Genomic DNA, 14843 nt, shown 5'->3' with positions numbered 1-14843 from the left:
GTGGCCCAGATGACCAGCCGGGGCGAACGCATGAACGCGGGGTGAACATCGCGAAGCCCGGCTCCTCCGGGCGAACTCGAGGTGAATCGGCTCGTACAGTTCAGGTGTGGATGCGACGACGCAGGCGTTCCTCGCGGCGCTCATCGGGGCCGTTGTCGCCGGCGGCGCCGTGCTGGCGTGGCACGTCAGCGACCGCCAGCAGCACCGGACCGCTCCCGCCGAGGAGCCGGTGGTCCCCGTCGGGGTGGCCACCGTGCTGTCGGTGCTCCGCAGCAGCGCGGTCGTCGTCAACGACGACGACGTCGTCCTCAAGGCCTCCGCGCCGGCGTACGCCATGGGGCTGGTGCGCGGCACCGCCCTGGTGTCCGACGACCTCGCCGACCTGGTGCGCCAGGTACGCCGCGACGGCCAGATCCGCGAGACCGAGCTGCTGATGAGCAGGCCCGGTGCGCCCGCCCGGCACGTGACCGCACGCGTCGCGCCCCTCGGCGCCCGACTCGTGCTCGCGCTGGTCGAGGACCGCACCCGGGAGCGCCGGGTCGAGGCGGTCCGCCGCGACTTCGTCGCCAACGTCAGCCACGAGCTCAAGACCCCGGTCGGCGCCATCCGGCTGCTCTCCGAGGCCGTGCACGACGCGGCCGACGACCCCGAGGCCGTGAAGCGCTTCTCGAACCGGATGCTGACCGAGAGCGACCGGCTCTCGCGCCTGGTGCAGCAGGTCATCGAGCTCTCCCGCCTCCAGGGCGACGAGCCGCTGGACGCCCCGGGCGTGGTCGAGCTCGACGAGGTGATCCGGGTCGCGGTCGACACCAGCGCGATCGACGCCGACTCCAAGCGCATCTCGATCGTCACCGGCGGCACGCCCCACCTCGAGGTCCTCGGCAGCGAGGAGCAGGTCACGGCGGCGGTCGCCAACCTCGTCGCCAACGCGGTGTCGTACTCCGAGTGCGACGCCACGGTCCTCGTCTCCACCAAGGCCGACGACGACATGGTCGAGATCTCGGTGGTCGACCAGGGCATCGGCATCCCGCCGGGGGAGATCGACCGCATCTTCGAGCGGTTCTACCGGGTCGACCCCGCCCGGCACCGCTCCACCGGGGGCACCGGTCTCGGGCTGTCCATCGTCAAGCACGTCGCGGCCACCCACGGCGGAGAGGTCCGGGTGTGGTCTGTCGAGGGGCAGGGGTCGACGTTCACACTGACCCTGCCGCGCCACCACCCGGCGCGCACCACCCACAGGAACCAGGAGGCCACCCGATGACCCGAGTGCTCGTCGTCGAGGACGAGGAGAGCTACAGCGACGCTCTCGCCTACATGCTCCGCAAGGAGGGGTACGAGGTCGCGATCGCGGCCGACGGCCACTCCGCGCTCACGGAGTTCGACCGCAACGGCGCGGACATCGTCCTGCTCGACCTCATGCTGCCCGGGCTTCCCGGCACCGAGGTGTGCCGGCAGATCCGGCAGACCTCGAGCGTGCCGGTGATCATGGTCAGCGCGAAGGACGACGAGGTCGACAAGGTGGTCGGCCTCGAGCTGGGCGCCGACGACTACGTCACCAAGCCGTACTCCCCGCGCGAGCTGGTCGCCCGGATCCGGGCCGTGCTCCGGCGCGGCCAGGAGCCGGACGTCGCTCCCTCGACCCTCGAGGCCGGGCCGGTCCGCATGGACGTCGAGCGGCACGTGGTGACCGTCGACGGCCAGACCCAACGGCTGCCGCTGAAGGAGTTCGAGCTCCTCGAGATGTTCCTGCGCAACCCCGGCCGGGTACTCACCCGCGGCCAGCTCATCGACCGCGTGTGGGGCTCGGACTACGTCGGCGACACCAAGACGCTCGACGTCCACGTCAAGCGTCTGCGCGCCAAGATCGAGCCCGACCCGGGCGAGCCGAAGTACCTCGTGACGGTGCGCGGGCTCGGCTACAAGCTCGACCTCTGAGGAACTGGCGGCGGATCGCGCATCGACGTCCGAAACCCGCGTGTCGGGTGCGGTCGGGCATCCCTAGGCTGAGCGGGTGACGAGTACGACGGCCGCCCCGGCCGCCCCCACCAGCACCACCCCGCCGTCCTGGCTGCCGCTCGCGGCCGTCGGGGTCACGCTGGTGCTCTGGGCCTCGGCGTTCGTCGGCATCCGCTACCTCGGCGACGACTTCTCGCCGGGCGCACTGTCGCTGGGGCGGTTGCTCGTCGGCGCTCTCTGCCTCGCCGTGGTCGCGCTCCCGCGCGGCCTGCCCCGGCCGACCGGCCGGCAGTGGGTCTCGATCGTCACGATCGGCGTGCTGTGGTTCGGCATCTACAACGTCGCGCTCAACGCCGGCGAGCGGCGGATCGACGCCGGCACCGCGGCGATGCTGATCCAGATCTCCCCCGTGCTCATCGCGGTGCTGGCCGCCATCTTCCTGAACGAGCGGTTCACGGCGTACCTCGCCGGCGGCCTCGCGCTCGCCTTCGCCGGCGTCGGGCTGATCAGCCTCTCCGGTGGCGACGGCTCCGACCACGACGTCGTCGGCGTCGCGCTCTGCCTGCTGTCCGCGTTCGTCTACTCGATCAGCCTGATCCTCCAGAAGCCGCTGGTCGCCAAGCTCCCGGCGATCCACGTGACCTGGCTGGCGTGCTCGGTCGGCGCGGTCGTCTGCCTGCCGTTCCTCGGCCAGCTCATCGACCAGGCCCAGGACGCGCCGGTGTCGTCGAGCCTGTGGCTGGCCTACCTCGGCGTCTTCCCGACCGCGATCGCCTTCACGACCTACGCCTACGCCCTGCGCCACATGACCGCCAGCAGCCTGGGCGTCACGACCTACCTGGTGCCGCCGATCACGATCGTCCTGGGCCTGGTCTTCCTGGGCGAGGCGCCGCCCCCGATGGCGTACGCCGGTGGCGCGCTCGCCCTCGTCGGCGTGGCCGTCGCCCGCCGCAAGCCACGCACCCGCGCCGCGGAGGTCTCGCCGCCCGCCTGACCCGGCGCGGCGTGGCCTGTGCCGAGGTCGCCGCTGGGGCGTACCCACGGACGTTCCGCACCTTCCCACCTCCCGGACGACCGTTTCGTCCGTGACTACGCCGACGGGTCCCCGTCCGACACCCCCACGCCGTCCGCCTCGAGCCGGCCGCGGAAGGCCTCCAGGTTCTTCGTCGACTCCCCGCGCAGCTGCCGCCACTCCCACTCCTTGCGGATGGAGGAGGCGAAGCCGAGCTCGAGGATCGTGTTGAACGACTCGTCGGCATAGGTCAGCACCGAGCCGAGCAGCCGGTCGAGCTCGTCGGGGGTGACGGTGGCGAGCGGGAGGCGACCGTCGAGGTAGATGTCGCCGAGCCGGTCGAGGGCGAACGCGACGCCGTACATCCGCAGGTTGCGCTCGAGCAGCCAGCGGTAGACCCGCTCGTGGTTCTCGTCCGGTGCGCGGCAGACGAACGCGTGGACGCCGAGCGCGTGCTCGCCGACGTCGAGGCGGACGGCGGTCTGGAGCTTCTTCTCCCCCGGCAGCGAGAACGAGAACACGCCGTCGGCGGTCTCCTCGTACTCCACCTCGCTCGCGGCGAGGTGGTCGCGGATCACCTGGGCGGCGTCGTTCACACCGTCTCCTTGAGGTCGGCCCGGGCGCGGGCGTACACGTCGAGCGTGCTCTCCGCGGTCCGCTCCCACGAGAACCGGCGCGCCTGCTCGAGCGCCCCGGCCTCCAGCCGCAGGCGGAGGTCGTCGTCGCCGACCACCCGGGCCAGGGCGTCGGCCCACGTGCCCGCGTCGTGGCCGTCGACGAGCAGCCCGCTGCGCCCGTCGCGTACGACGGTGGTCAGGCCACCGACGGCCGCGGCGACGACCGGGGTGCCGGTGGCCTGGGCCTCGGCGGCGACCAGGCCGAAGGACTCGTTGTAGGACGGGACCGCCACCAAGGTCGCGGCCGCGCACCAGCGGGCCAGGTCGTCCTGGGCGACGGGCGGCACGAACCGGACCACGTCGTCGAGGCCGAGGCCCGTGGCCAGCTGGGCGAGCGACTCGGGGTGCTCGAGCCCGGAGCCGGAGGGCCCGCCGACGACCGGGACGACCAGCCGGGCCCGGAGGCCGGGGTCGCGGCGCAGCAGCTCGGCGACCGCGCGGAGCAGCACGTCGGGGGCCTTGAGGGGCTGGAGGCGGCCGGCGAACAGCAGCACCGACGCGTCCCCCGGCAGGCCCAGCTCGGCACGGGCCCGCCCCTTGTCGCGCGGCCGGAAGACGTCGAGGTCCACCCCGGGGTGGACGACCTCGACGCGCGAGGGGTCGGCGTCGTACAGGTTGATCAGCTGCTTGGCCTCCAGGTCGGTGTTGGCGACGAGCATGTCGGCGGCCGCGACCACCTGCTCCTCGCCGATCACGCGCGCGACCGGCTCGGGGCTGTCGCCCTCGGCCAGCGCCTCGTTCTTGACCTTGGCCATCGTGTGCATCGAGTGCACGAGCGGGACGCCCCAGCGGTCGCGCGCGAGGGCGCCGACCTGGCCGGAGAGCCAGTAGTGGGAGTGCACGACGTCGTAGTGGCCGACCGGTTGCGCGGCCTCGGCCCGCAGCACCTCGCGGGCGAACGCACAGAGCTGGCCGGGCAGCTCGCCCTTGGTCAGTCCCTCGAACGGGCCGGCATGGATGTGGCGGACGGCGATGCCCCCGCCGCAGTCGACGACCGGGTCGAGCGAGGAGCTCGTGGCGCGGGTGAAGATGTCGACCTCGATGCCCCGTGCCGCGAGCCGCTTGGACAGCTCGATCACGTAGACGTTCATGCCGCCCGCGTCGCCGGTGCCGGGCTGGTCGAGCGGGGACGTGTGCAGGCTGATCATCGCCACACGCCGGATCGCGTCCACGGGCACCTCGGGTTCGTCGGGACTACAGGTCAACCACGGTGAACAAGTACGCGAGACGGATGATTCCCGATCACGCCGCGTGCGATCCGCCGACGCGCTGCTCGCGGGGGGGCCGACGCGCCAGCGCGAGGCCGGCGACGACCACGGCGACGACGCCCGCCGCGGCCAGCACGACGTCCGGGTCGACGTTGTCGCGGAGCACCTGGAGCACCGAGGCGACCAGCGCGAGGAAGCAGAAGGCCACGAGGACCCGCAGCCCGACGGCGCTGCGGCTCACCAGGGCGGCGCCGGCGCCGAGCACGGCGATCGCGAGCAGGGCCGCGCCGAGCACCGCGAGCAGGTCCATCCGCAGGGCACCCACCCAGCACAGGCCGCCGAGCAGTCCGGCCACCGCCGCCGCAGCGCGCATCGCACACCCACCTTCCGAGAACGACAGGTCAGTGTGCCAGCACTTGGCCGGGCCGACCAGAATGGCCTTCATGGAGCAGACGCGGAGCGCCGTGGTGACCGGGGCGAGCAGCGGCATCGGTGCCGCGACCGCCCGCCACCTCGCCACGCAGGGCTTCCACGTCCTCTGCGCCGCCCGGCGCCGGGACCGGATCGAGGACCTCGCCGCCGAGATCGGGGGTACGGCGGTGGTCTGCGACGTGACCGACGCCGACTCCGTCGCGGGGCTGGCGGCCGCGGTCGGCGGGCGCCTCGACGTACTCGTCAACAACGCCGGCGGTGCGTTCGGCGCCACCCCGGTGGCCGAGGCGGACACCGACGACTGGCGGCGTACCTACGAGGTCAACGTGATCGGCCTGATGCAGGTGACCCGGGCGCTGCTGCCCGCGCTGGTCGCGACCGGCGACGGCGTGATCCTCAACGTCGGCTCGACCGCGGGCCGCGTCGCCTACGAGGGCGGCGCGAGCTACACCGCCGCCAAGCACGGCACCAAGGTCGTCAACGAGACGCTGCGCCTCGAGCTCGTGGACCAGCCGGTCCGGGTCATGGAGATCGCGCCGGGCATGGTGCGGACCGAGGAGTTCTCGGTGGTCCGGTTCGGTGGCGACCAGGAGAAGGCCGACGCCGTCTACGCGGGCGTGGCCGAGCCGCTCACCGCCGACGACATCGCCGAGACCATCACCTGGATGGTCACCCGCCCGAGGCACGTCAGCATCGACGAGCTGGTGATCCGTCCCAAGGCGCAGGCGTCCCAGCACAAGGTGCACCGCGTTCTCTGACAGAGTGCTCCCATGCAGACCATCGGACTCGTCGGCGGGTTGAGCTGGGAGAGCAGTGCGGCGTACTACGAGGCGCTGAACCAGGGCGTCGAGCAGCGGCTCGGCGGCCTCGCGTCGGCCCGGACGGCGATGGTGTCGGTCGACTTCGCCGAGGTGACCGCCCTCCAGGCCGAGGAGCGCTGGGACGACGTCGCCGAGATCCTCGTCCGGGCCGCGCGCGGCGTCGAGGCGGCGGGCGCCGACTTCCTCCTGCTCTGCACCACGACCTTCCACCGGGTCGCCGACCAGGTGGCCGACGCCGTCGACATCCCGATGGTGCATCTGGCCGACGTGGTCGCCGACGCGTGCAAGGAGCAGGAGCTGAGCCAGGTCGGCTTCCTGGGCACGACGTTCGCGATGTCGCGGTCGTTCTTCACCGACCGGATCGCCTCGCACGGCCTCACCGTGCACGTGCCGGCCGAGCGGCACCACGAGACCGTCAACCGGGTCATCTACGACGAGCTGGTGCACGGCAAGGTCCTCGACTCCTCGCGCCGCACGATGGTCTCGCTCATCGACGAGCTCTGGGACGCCGGCGCCGGCGGCGTGATCCTCGGCTGCACCGAGCTCGAGCTGCTGGTCCGCCAGGCCGACGCCAACATCCCGGTGTTCCCCTGCACGACCCTCCACGTCGCGGCCGCGCTGGACCGCGCGCTGGCCTGACACTGGCCCGGAACTGGGGTAGTCCCTGACGTTCCGGGGGTTGGGAGCGCCCACACCCCGATTCCGGCAGGGACTACCGCGCCAGCACCACGTCCGCCAGTCGCCGCAGGTCGGCCGTGAGGTGCTGCTCGGGCACCCGGACGCACTCGCCGCACACGTCGAAGTCGTAGACGAACCGGTCGGCCTGGGGGGTGTCGCCGTCCGCCGTCGGCGCTCGCAGGTCCACCCGGCCAGCGAGGTCGGCCACCTCGGCCGCGCGCGGGTCGTCGCCGTCGAGGTCGACCTCGCCGCCGACCCGCAGCCCGGCGAACCCGCCGGTGCGCCGCACGCTCACCCGCCGGGTCGGGAGCACGACGCCCACCGTCGCCCAGGCCCGGCGTACGTCGTCGGCGTGCTCGGCCGCCGCCGCGACCGTGGCCGCGGCGAACCCGGCGAAGTCGGTGTCCGCCTGCACCTCGCCACCGGTGAGGGCGGCGTACCAGATCCGGCCGGCGCCCTCCCAGGACGAGCCGCCGATCCAGGTCGCGGCGAGCTGGAAGGCCCGGTTGGGGATGCCGGAGTTGATGTGGACCCCGCCGTTGTCGTCGTCGGTGACCACGTAGTCGTCGAGGTGGGCGACCTGCGGGTCGCGACCGAGCACCGGGTCGTCGTACGCCGTGCCGGGCTGGGCCATGTCGCGCAGCGCGCGGGCCTCGACGCCGGGCAGGAAGAGCCCCTGGCCGATCAGCCAGTCGGCCTCGTCGGGCGTCTGGCCGAGCAGGCGCTGCTTGAGGCAGGCGGCGAAGACGTCGGAGACCGACTCGTTGAGCGCACCGGACTGCTGGCGGTAGCGCAGCCCGGCGGAGTGCTCGGTCACCGCGTGCGTGAGCTCGTGCCCGAGGACGTCGACGGGCCTGGTGAACCGGTCGAAGACCCGGCCGTCGCCGTCGCCGAAGACCAGCTGGGTGCCGTCCCAGAAGGCGTTGTCGTAGTCGCGCCCGTAGTGCACGGTCAGGCTGACGCGGGCCCGGTGGCCGTCGTAGGACGACCGCCCGTAGACCTCACCGAACAGCGCGAGCGCGCCCTCGATGCCCGCCGCGGCCTCGTCGACGGCGACGTCTCCCGACTCCTCCTCGCCGGCGGCGCGCACCCGGCGCCCCGGCAGCCCGGTGTCGTTGTCGGCGGAGTGCACGACCCAGGCAGGACGCCCGGGCAGGCTGGGGGACCGGCCCTCCAGATGCAGGGCGGTACGCCGCCCGCGCAGTCCGGCGTCGACGACGAGGCTCTGCGGCGCGACCCGCTCCAGCAGGTAGGGCGGCACGAACCGGCACGTCATGCGATCAGCATGGCATTCACCAGAGGCCGAACCGCGACACCGGCTGGTCGATCCGGATCGCGTCGGAGTAGATCGTGCCGGTGCCGTCGAGCCGGACGTAGACCGACCAGGTCAGCGGCAGGCCGGGGACCGAGTCCATCGTCCAGGCGTAGGTGCACGTGCCCGACGGGCTCACGGTCTGCGCACCCGACATGTCGGACCGGTTCGAGATCGAGATCGACGTCGTGCCGGCCGGCACCCGGATCGAGAGCTGGACGTGCGGCGAGATGGTGTCGGCGGCGCCACCGTTGATCACGACGCCGGTCGCACCCTGGCACGCGCCCCCGCCGACCCCGGTCGAGCGGGCCGCGCCCGCGCCCGCGGCGTTCGACGCGATGACCAGGCAGCGCAGCGTGGCCGTCGTGTCCGGGGCGACCACGACCCAGGTCGGGCCGGTGCCGACGGTCTCGCCGTCGCGCTGCCAGAGGGTGGTGACGCCGGTCGGGGCATTCGTCCAGGTGCCCGGGTCGCAGGTGAGCGTCTGGCCGACGGCCGCCGTCCCCGTGATCGCCGGGGCCGCGCCCGGTGCCGGGGCGCCCCCGACGATGCCGTCGAGGCTCATGCCGGCGGTCGTGGCCGTCCGCGTCCCGGCGGCGTTCCTCGCGGTCACCGTGCAGGAGATGCTCGTCCCCAGGTCCTCGCTCAGCACGACGTACCTGTCCGACCTCGTGTCCGCGATCGGAGCACCGTTCCGGTTCCACGAGTAGCGGTGGTCGATGCCCGTGCCGGTCCAGGTGCCCTTGCTGCAGGTGAGCGCGGTGCCGACCGCGCCCGAGCCGGACAGGGTCGGGGCCGCGGCCCCACCGGCGTTCGTCGGCGGGTTCGCGTCGACGACGGTGACGTCCGGCGAGGTGGCGGCGGCGTTGCCGACGTCGTTGCTGGCGATCACCAGGCAGACGAGCCTGCTGCCGGCGTCCGCGGCGGTCGGTGTGTACGTCGCCGTAGTGGCGCCGACGATCGCGAGGCCGTCGCGGCGCCAGGCGTACGCGTAGGGCTGGGTCGCCCCGGTCCAGGCGCCGGGGCTGCAGGTGAGCGGGGTGCCGACGGCCGCCGGGCCGGCCGGCGAGATCGACGGCGGCGAGGTGTTGGCCGGCCCTGCGGTGGCTCCCCCGATCGCGAAGGCTGCGGACGTCGCCGAGGTTCCCCCGGCCGACGTCGTCGCGGTGACCGTGCAGGTCAGCGTCGTGCCGCCGTCGGCCGCGACGACCGTGTAGCTCGGCGAGGTCGCGTCCGCGATCGGGGCGGTGTCGCGCCTCCACTGATAGGAGAACGTCGGGGACGTGCCCGTCCACACGCCCCTGTCGCACGCCAGCGTCGCGCCGACGGTGGGGCTGCCCGTGATCGCGGGCCGCGTCGTGTTGGTCGGGCGGTCGCCGCCGCCCGTGCCCCCACCGACGGTGATCGGGAGCGAGGTGGCCTCGCGGTAGCCGAAGTGGTTCTCCGCCCGCACCACGCAGTCCAGCGCCGTGCCGTCGTCGTCCTGGACCACGGCGTACGTCGGCGCGGTGGCTCCCGGGATCCTGGCCCCGTCCCGGCGCCAGCGGTAGGTGAACTCGACCGTGCCGCCCGCCGGACCGCCCGGGGCGATCCACGTGCCCTCCGAGCAGACGAGCACCCGCCCGACCGCCGCGGTGCCCGTGATCGAGGGCAGGGTCTGGTTGACCGGGCCCTCGGCCGTCGGGGGGTCCGGATGGTCCGGGCCGCTGGGGCCGCGGGGGCCGTCACCAGCGGCGTTCACCTGCTTGGCCCAGTACGTGTACCCCCCGTTGTCCCAGCGCTGGACGCGGGTGTTGTTGGTGTCGGCGATGAACAGGTCGCCGGCGATCCCGCTGCCGTCGTGCGGGTGCTGCGCGATGGCGCCGGGCGTGTTCAGCCGCCCCGCCTCGCGGCTCGCCCGCGGCGGGTGCCCGAGGGTGCGGTAGAGCGAGAAGTGGTTGTTGGCGTCCACCAGGTAGAGCGCGTTGTTCGCCCGGTCGGCGATGGTCAGCTGGCCCCTCTTGTCGACGGCCACGCCGGCCGGCTGGGGCTTCCTGCCGCCGACGGGCCGCTTGACCGTGTAGGCGCGCATCGGCCTGGAGGACTTCCGCAGCGACGACGCCCGGTAGGCCAGCACGACGCCCCGGTCCGGCATCGCGACGTACAGCGTCGCCGGCCGGCCGTCCTGGGCGACGCCGTAGGCGATGCCCCGGGAATAGCCACGCCCGGGCAGGTCGACGGTCGCGCGGAGGCGACCCTTCCGGGAGTAGACCGAGACGCTCCCGTGGCAGCGGTTGGCGACGTACACGGTGTCGCCGTGGGCGGTGATGCCGCCGTAGCGCGATGCGGGCGCGGCGGCCCCACAGCTCCGCTCGGGCCGGTGGCCGAACCTGGTGAGCACGCGGCCGTTGCGCCCCAGCAGCGAGACGCCGCTCTCCTGGTCCACCCAGACCGAGCCGCCGCTGGTGGCGAAGAGCCCGGCGACGGCACTGCTGTCCGGGAGCCTCAGCGTCCCCCGGGGCTTGCCGGTGCCGGCGGCGAGGCGCCGGATCCGGTCACCGCCGGCGAACCCGACGTAGGCGGTCCCGTCGGAGGAGATGGCGACCGCGGTCGGGCGGTCGGCGGAGGCTCGCGGGGCGACGGCCGCGGCCATGTCCGGGCGCGCCACGGACACCGTCCCGAGCCCGGCGCAGATCATGGCAAGGCCGATCCAGCGGCCCAAGGGGGGCAAGCCGCGCACGGCGGCAGCCTAGGCGCGATCCGGCCGGTCTACCGGAGGTGACTGGACCGGAGGACTGGACCGGTCACGGTGTCCGGTCGGGCGGGAAGCCGCCGGTGGCGACCGGACCCCACCGGTCGACGGTGATCCGCAGCAGGGACTTGCCCTGCCGGCGCATCGCCTGGCGGTACTCCTCCCAGTCCGGGTGCTCGCCGCTGATGCAGCGGAAGTACTCGACCAGGCCGTCCTCGGCCTCGGACGAGGGCATGTCCAGCACCTCGGCGGTCCCGTCGACCTGCACCCAGGCGTCGTCCCACTCGTCGGAGAGCACCAGCACGGACGCGGCCGGGTCCCGGCGCAGGTTCACGGCCTTGGCCCGGTCGGGGTAGGTCGAGATGACGATCCGTCCGTCGGCGTCCACGCCGCCGGTGACCGGCGAGACCTGCGGGCGGCCGTCGGCGCGGGTGGTCACGAGCACCAGGTGGTGCCGGGTGCGGACGAAGTCGAGCAGCTGGTCGCGGTCGACGCGGTCGTTGGTGGCGATCCTCGGCATGCCCCCAGCCTAGGCATGCCGGAGTGCGCCCCCTGCGTTCGCGGGCATCGGGGATGCGGGTCGACGGAGGCGGAACAACTAGACTCGATCCTCGTGCCTACCTCTCGCAGCGACCTGCGCAACGTCGCGATCGTCGCCCACGTCGACCACGGCAAGACCACCCTCGTCGACGCCATGCTCAAGCAGGCCGGTGCCTTCACCGAGCACCAGGCCGAGGGTGTCGCCGAGCGAGTGATGGACTCCGGCGACCTCGAGCGCGAGAAGGGCATCACGATCCTCGCGAAGAACACCGCCGTGCACTACGCCGGCCCGGCCGCCGGCGGCCAGCCGATGACGATCAACATCATCGACACCCCCGGCCACGCCGACTTCGGCGGCGAGGTCGAGCGCGGCCTCTCGATGGTCGACGGCATCGTGCTGCTCGTCGACGCCTCCGAGGGCCCGCTGCCGCAGACCCGCTTCGTGCTGCGCAAGGCCCTGAACGCCGACATGCCGGTGATCCTCGTCGTCAACAAGACCGACCGCGGCGACGCGCGGATCGCCGAGGTCGTCGACGAGACCTACGAGCTGTTCATGGACCTGCTCGACGAGCACCACAGCCAGGACGCGCTCGACTTCCCGGTCGTCTACGCCTCCGGCCGGGCCGGAGTCGCCGCACTCGAGGCGCCGGAGAACGGCGAGCTGCCGGACTCCCCCGACCTCGAGCCGCTGTTCAAGACCATCCTCGAGACGATCCCCGCGCCGACGTACGACGAGGGCGCGCCCCTCCAGGCGCACGTCACCAACCTCGACTCCTCGCCGTTCCTCGGCCGCCTCGCGCTGCTGCGCATCAAGCAGGGCAACCTGAAGAAGGGCCAGACCGTCGCGTGGATCCGCCGCGACGGCGAGGTGAAGAACGTCCGCATCACCGAGCTCCTCGTGACCGAGGGCCTCGAGCGCAAGCCGGGCGAGTCCGCCGGGCCGGGTGACATCGTGGCGGTCGCGGGCATCCCCGACATCACCATCGGCGAGACGCTCGCCGACCCGGAGAACCCGGTCGCGCTGCCGCTCATCCACGTCGACGAGCCGGCGATCTCGATGACCATCGGCACCAACACCTCGCCGCTGGTCGGCAAGGTCAAGGGCTCGAAGGTCACCGCGCGCCTGGTCAAGGACCGCCTCGACTCCGAGCTGGTCGGCAACGTGTCGCTGCGGGTCCTCCCGACCGAGCGCCCGGACGCCTGGGAGGTCCAGGGCCGCGGCGAGCTGGCGCTGGCGATCCTCGTCGAGCAGATGCGCCGCGAGGGCTTCGAGCTCACCGTCGGCAAGCCGCAGGTGGTCACCAAGGAGGTCGACGGCAAGGTCCACGAGCCCGTCGAGCGCCTGACCATCGACGCGCCCGAGGAGTACCTCGGCGCGATCACCGAGATGCTCGCGACCCGCAAGGGCCGGATGGAGCAGATGACCAACCACGGCACCGGCTGGGTGCGCATGGAGTTCCTGGTCCCGGCGCGCGGCCTGATCGGCTTCCGCACCGAGTTCCTCACCACCACCCGCGGCACCGGCATCGCCCACCACATCTCCGAGGGCTACGAGCCGTGGGCCGGCGAGATCCGCTCGCGCGCCTCGGGCTCGCTCGTCGCGGACCGCAAGGGCGCGGCCACGGCGTACGCCATGACCTCGCTCCAGGAGCGCGGCGTGATGTTCGTCGAGCCGGCCACCGAGGTCTACGAGGGCATGATCGTCGGCGAGAACTCGCGCGCCGACGACATGGACGTCAACATCACCAAGGAGAAGCAGCAGACCAACATCCGGTCCGCCACCTCCGACAACTTCGAGAAGCTGGTCCCGCCGCGCAAGCTGTCGCTCGAGCAGTGCCTGGAGTTCTGCCGCGACGACGAGTGCGTCGAGGTCACCCCGGAGACGGTGCGCATCCGCAAGGTCATCCTCGACCAGAACGACCGGGCGAAGATTGCGAGCCGAGCGCGTAAGGCGAACAAGTAGGGCCGACGCTCGCGGGTCTCAGCCGGCGAGCAGCCGCTCTCGCTCGGCCACCAGGGCGACCTGACGGTCGGCGAGCTCGCGGCTCCGGTCGGCGAGCCGGTGGCGCAGCTGGGCGACCAGGTGCGCCGCCTCCTGGGTACGCCGGGAGGCCTCCTGGATCCGGGACTTCACCGACCAGTCGCTGAAGATGTTGTCGAACCAGACGTCGAAGGCCCGGGCGAGCCCGTCGACCGCGAGGCCCTCCACCGCGACCTGCAGGCCGACGTCGGCGAGCTCGGCGGCGAAGCGACGCAGCGCCTGGTCCGCCTCGTGCAGCAGCCGCTGCGCCTCGTCCATGTGGCTGTACTTCATCGCGTCAGTGAGCAGCCCGCCGCCGAAGAAGGTGTCGTAGGTCGCCCAACCGCCGGCCGAGCCGAGCCGCTGACCCGCCGCGTCCAGGCGGGACGCCGCGTGGCCCCCGGCCGCGCTCGCCTCGGCCACCTCGGTCGCCTCCGACCGGGTCCCCGCCAGCTCACCGGCGATCCGGGTGAGGTCGTCCGCGACCGGACCGCCGGCGGCGACCAGCGCGTCCTCCACGGCGGTCAGGGCGCGCTCGCGCCGCGCGTGCACGTCGCCGAGCGCGGCCAGCTCGGCCTCGGCCCGGCGCACCTCGTCGTGGGCGGACTGCAGCCAGGCGTCGGCCCGCGCGACGGCGTACTCCGCCGCCTGGCGCTCGGCCTGCTCGCGGTCGAGATCGGTGTCGCGGCGACCGCACAGGGTCGCCCAGATCCGCGTCGGGCTGAACGACTCGAGCGCCGCGACCTCGGCGGTCTCGCGGGCGAGCCGCGTGCGTGCCTCGGTCGCCGCCCGCTGCGCGTCGTCCTCGGCGACGCGGGCCCGCTGGAGGCGACCGCTCACCCGTCCGTGCTCAGCGACGGCCTCCAGGGCCGCCGCGAGCTCCTCGTGCGCCTGCCTGGCCCGGTCCCCGGTGGTCACCGGGCCACCCTAGGCCTGCGGGGGTGTGGGGGTAAGGTCGCCGATCGTGAGCCACCCCACCTACGACCAGCTGGCCGGACTCCCCGCGTACGCCGAGCAGCCCGTGCCGATCGCGTTCGAGGACGTCAACGGGCACCTCAACGTGCGGCACTACACCGGCATCGCGAGCGAGGGCCTCGACGAGTCCCTGGTCTCCCTCGGGATCCCGCAGAACTGGCCCGCGCAGGGCCACGCCTGCTTCTCGGCCGAGCACCACGTCACCTACCTCGCCGAGCTCCGCACCGGCGACCGGATGTCGACCCGGGTCCGGCTGCTCGGCCGGTCCGAGCGGGCCGCGCACGCCCTGGTGTACCTCCTCGACGAGACCCACCAGCGGCTGAGCTGCGTGATGGAGGAGATCTTCCTCCACATCGACATGAGCACGCGGCGTACCGCTCCCTGGCCCGACGACGTCGCGGCCGCCCTCGACGAGCGGATCGCGCAGGACGCGGCGCTGTCGTTCCCGGCGACGACCTCGGGGTCCCTGAAGCTCCGCTGA

Annotated in this window: 14 protein-coding genes; 7 read left to right on the top strand and 7 right to left on the bottom strand. The window is 73.1% G+C overall.

Annotated features, from left to right (window positions below; translation table 11 throughout):
* Positions 1-106: 106 nt before the first annotated feature.
* From ACYQ0U_RS09845 to ACYQ0U_RS09835, 3 genes are all read left to right on the top strand, one after another.
* The gene (locus ACYQ0U_RS09845; protein ID WP_459972159.1) at positions 107-1261 is read left to right on the top strand and encodes a sensor histidine kinase; all 1155 of its coding nucleotides are present in this window, start codon (positions 107-109) and stop codon (positions 1259-1261) included.
* Positions 1258-1935 (top strand): response regulator, encoded by a 678-nt coding sequence (locus tag ACYQ0U_RS09840; RefSeq protein WP_459972157.1) that lies wholly within the window; start codon positions 1258-1260, stop codon positions 1933-1935. Before ACYQ0U_RS09845 ends, ACYQ0U_RS09840 begins: the two co-directional genes overlap by 4 nt.
* Positions 1936-2011: 76 nt before the next feature.
* Positions 2012-2950: a DMT family transporter gene (locus ACYQ0U_RS09835; RefSeq protein ID WP_459972155.1), complete on the top strand. Its 939-nt coding sequence runs from the start codon at positions 2012-2014 to the stop codon at positions 2948-2950.
* Positions 2951-3045: 95 nt separating this feature from the next.
* On the opposite strand, the gene ACYQ0U_RS09830 is transcribed toward ACYQ0U_RS09835, so the two are convergent.
* The 3 genes from ACYQ0U_RS09830 to ACYQ0U_RS09820 form a co-directional block, all read right to left on the bottom strand.
* Positions 3046-3564, bottom strand: coding sequence for a type III secretion system chaperone family protein (locus ACYQ0U_RS09830; protein ID WP_459972153.1), 519 nt, complete (start codon positions 3562-3564; stop codon positions 3046-3048).
* A complete protein-coding gene (gene mshA, locus ACYQ0U_RS09825) occupies positions 3561-4823 on the bottom strand; it encodes a D-inositol-3-phosphate glycosyltransferase (protein ID WP_459972151.1) in 1263 nt (420 codons plus the stop codon). Before mshA ends, ACYQ0U_RS09830 begins: the two co-directional genes overlap by 4 nt.
* Before the next feature lie 64 nt (positions 4824-4887).
* On the bottom strand, positions 4888-5226 hold the full coding sequence (locus ACYQ0U_RS09820; protein WP_459972149.1) for a hypothetical protein: 339 nt from the start codon (positions 5224-5226) through the stop codon (positions 4888-4890).
* A 70-nt stretch (positions 5227-5296) separates the two neighbouring features.
* Between ACYQ0U_RS09820 and ACYQ0U_RS09815 the strand changes: the two genes are divergently transcribed.
* Positions 5297-6043: an SDR family NAD(P)-dependent oxidoreductase gene (locus ACYQ0U_RS09815; RefSeq protein ID WP_459972146.1), complete on the top strand. Its 747-nt coding sequence runs from the start codon at positions 5297-5299 to the stop codon at positions 6041-6043.
* Between the two features lie 12 nt (positions 6044-6055).
* On the top strand, positions 6056-6745 hold the full coding sequence (locus tag ACYQ0U_RS09810; protein WP_459972144.1) for an aspartate/glutamate racemase family protein: 690 nt from the start codon (positions 6056-6058) through the stop codon (positions 6743-6745).
* 73 nt (positions 6746-6818) lie between these two features.
* Here ACYQ0U_RS09810 and ACYQ0U_RS09805 read toward each other — a convergent pair whose 3' ends face one another.
* The 3 genes from ACYQ0U_RS09805 to ACYQ0U_RS09795 form a co-directional block, all read right to left on the bottom strand.
* On the bottom strand, positions 6819-8060 hold the full coding sequence (locus ACYQ0U_RS09805; RefSeq protein WP_459972142.1) for a protealysin inhibitor emfourin: 1242 nt from the start codon (positions 8058-8060) through the stop codon (positions 6819-6821).
* A gap of 16 nt (positions 8061-8076) precedes the next feature.
* Entirely contained in the window at positions 8077-10815 is a 2739-nt protein-coding gene (locus ACYQ0U_RS09800; protein WP_459972140.1) for a hypothetical protein, read from the bottom strand.
* 64 nt (positions 10816-10879) lie between these two features.
* Positions 10880-11347 carry a PPOX class F420-dependent oxidoreductase gene (locus ACYQ0U_RS09795; RefSeq protein ID WP_459972138.1) on the bottom strand — a complete coding sequence of 156 codons (468 nt, stop codon included), beginning with the start codon at positions 11345-11347 and terminating at the stop codon, positions 10880-10882.
* 93 nt (positions 11348-11440) lie between these two features.
* On the opposite strand from ACYQ0U_RS09795, the gene typA reads away from it, so the two are divergent.
* Positions 11441-13330: a translational GTPase TypA gene (gene typA, locus ACYQ0U_RS09790; protein ID WP_459972135.1), complete on the top strand. Its 1890-nt coding sequence runs from the start codon at positions 11441-11443 to the stop codon at positions 13328-13330.
* Positions 13331-13348: 18 nt separating this feature from the next.
* Here typA and ACYQ0U_RS09785 read toward each other — a convergent pair whose 3' ends face one another.
* Positions 13349-14305: a hypothetical protein gene (locus ACYQ0U_RS09785; protein ID WP_459972133.1), complete on the bottom strand. Its 957-nt coding sequence runs from the start codon at positions 14303-14305 to the stop codon at positions 13349-13351.
* A 46-nt stretch (positions 14306-14351) separates the two neighbouring features.
* Here ACYQ0U_RS09785 and ACYQ0U_RS09780 point away from each other — a divergent pair, with 46 nt between their 5' ends.
* Entirely contained in the window at positions 14352-14843 is a 492-nt protein-coding gene (locus ACYQ0U_RS09780; RefSeq protein ID WP_459972131.1) for a thioesterase family protein, read from the top strand.

It is taken from the genome of Nocardioides pyridinolyticus, assembly GCF_054653575.1.
Note: the sequence above shows the minus strand (reverse complement) of the source record. Positions and strands in the feature narration are given on the sequence as shown.

What these genes read in the sequence shown, in the direction of transcription:
- ACYQ0U_RS09840 (WP_459972157.1), top strand. Translation starts at nt 1,258, where the DNA reads ATGACCCGAGTGCTCGTCGTCGAGGACGAGGAGAGCTACAGCGACGCT.
- ACYQ0U_RS09820 (WP_459972149.1), bottom strand. Translation starts at nt 5,226, where the DNA reads ATGCGCGCTGCGGCGGCGGTGGCCGGACTGCTCGGCGGCCTGTGCTGG.
- ACYQ0U_RS09815 (WP_459972146.1), top strand. Translation starts at nt 5,297, where the DNA reads ATGGAGCAGACGCGGAGCGCCGTGGTGACCGGGGCGAGCAGCGGCATC.
- ACYQ0U_RS09810 (WP_459972144.1), top strand. Translation starts at nt 6,056, where the DNA reads ATGCAGACCATCGGACTCGTCGGCGGGTTGAGCTGGGAGAGCAGTGCG.
- ACYQ0U_RS09805 (WP_459972142.1), bottom strand. Translation starts at nt 8,060, where the DNA reads ATGACGTGCCGGTTCGTGCCGCCCTACCTGCTGGAGCGGGTCGCGCCG.
- ACYQ0U_RS09795 (WP_459972138.1), bottom strand. Translation starts at nt 11,347, where the DNA reads ATGCCGAGGATCGCCACCAACGACCGCGTCGACCGCGACCAGCTGCTC.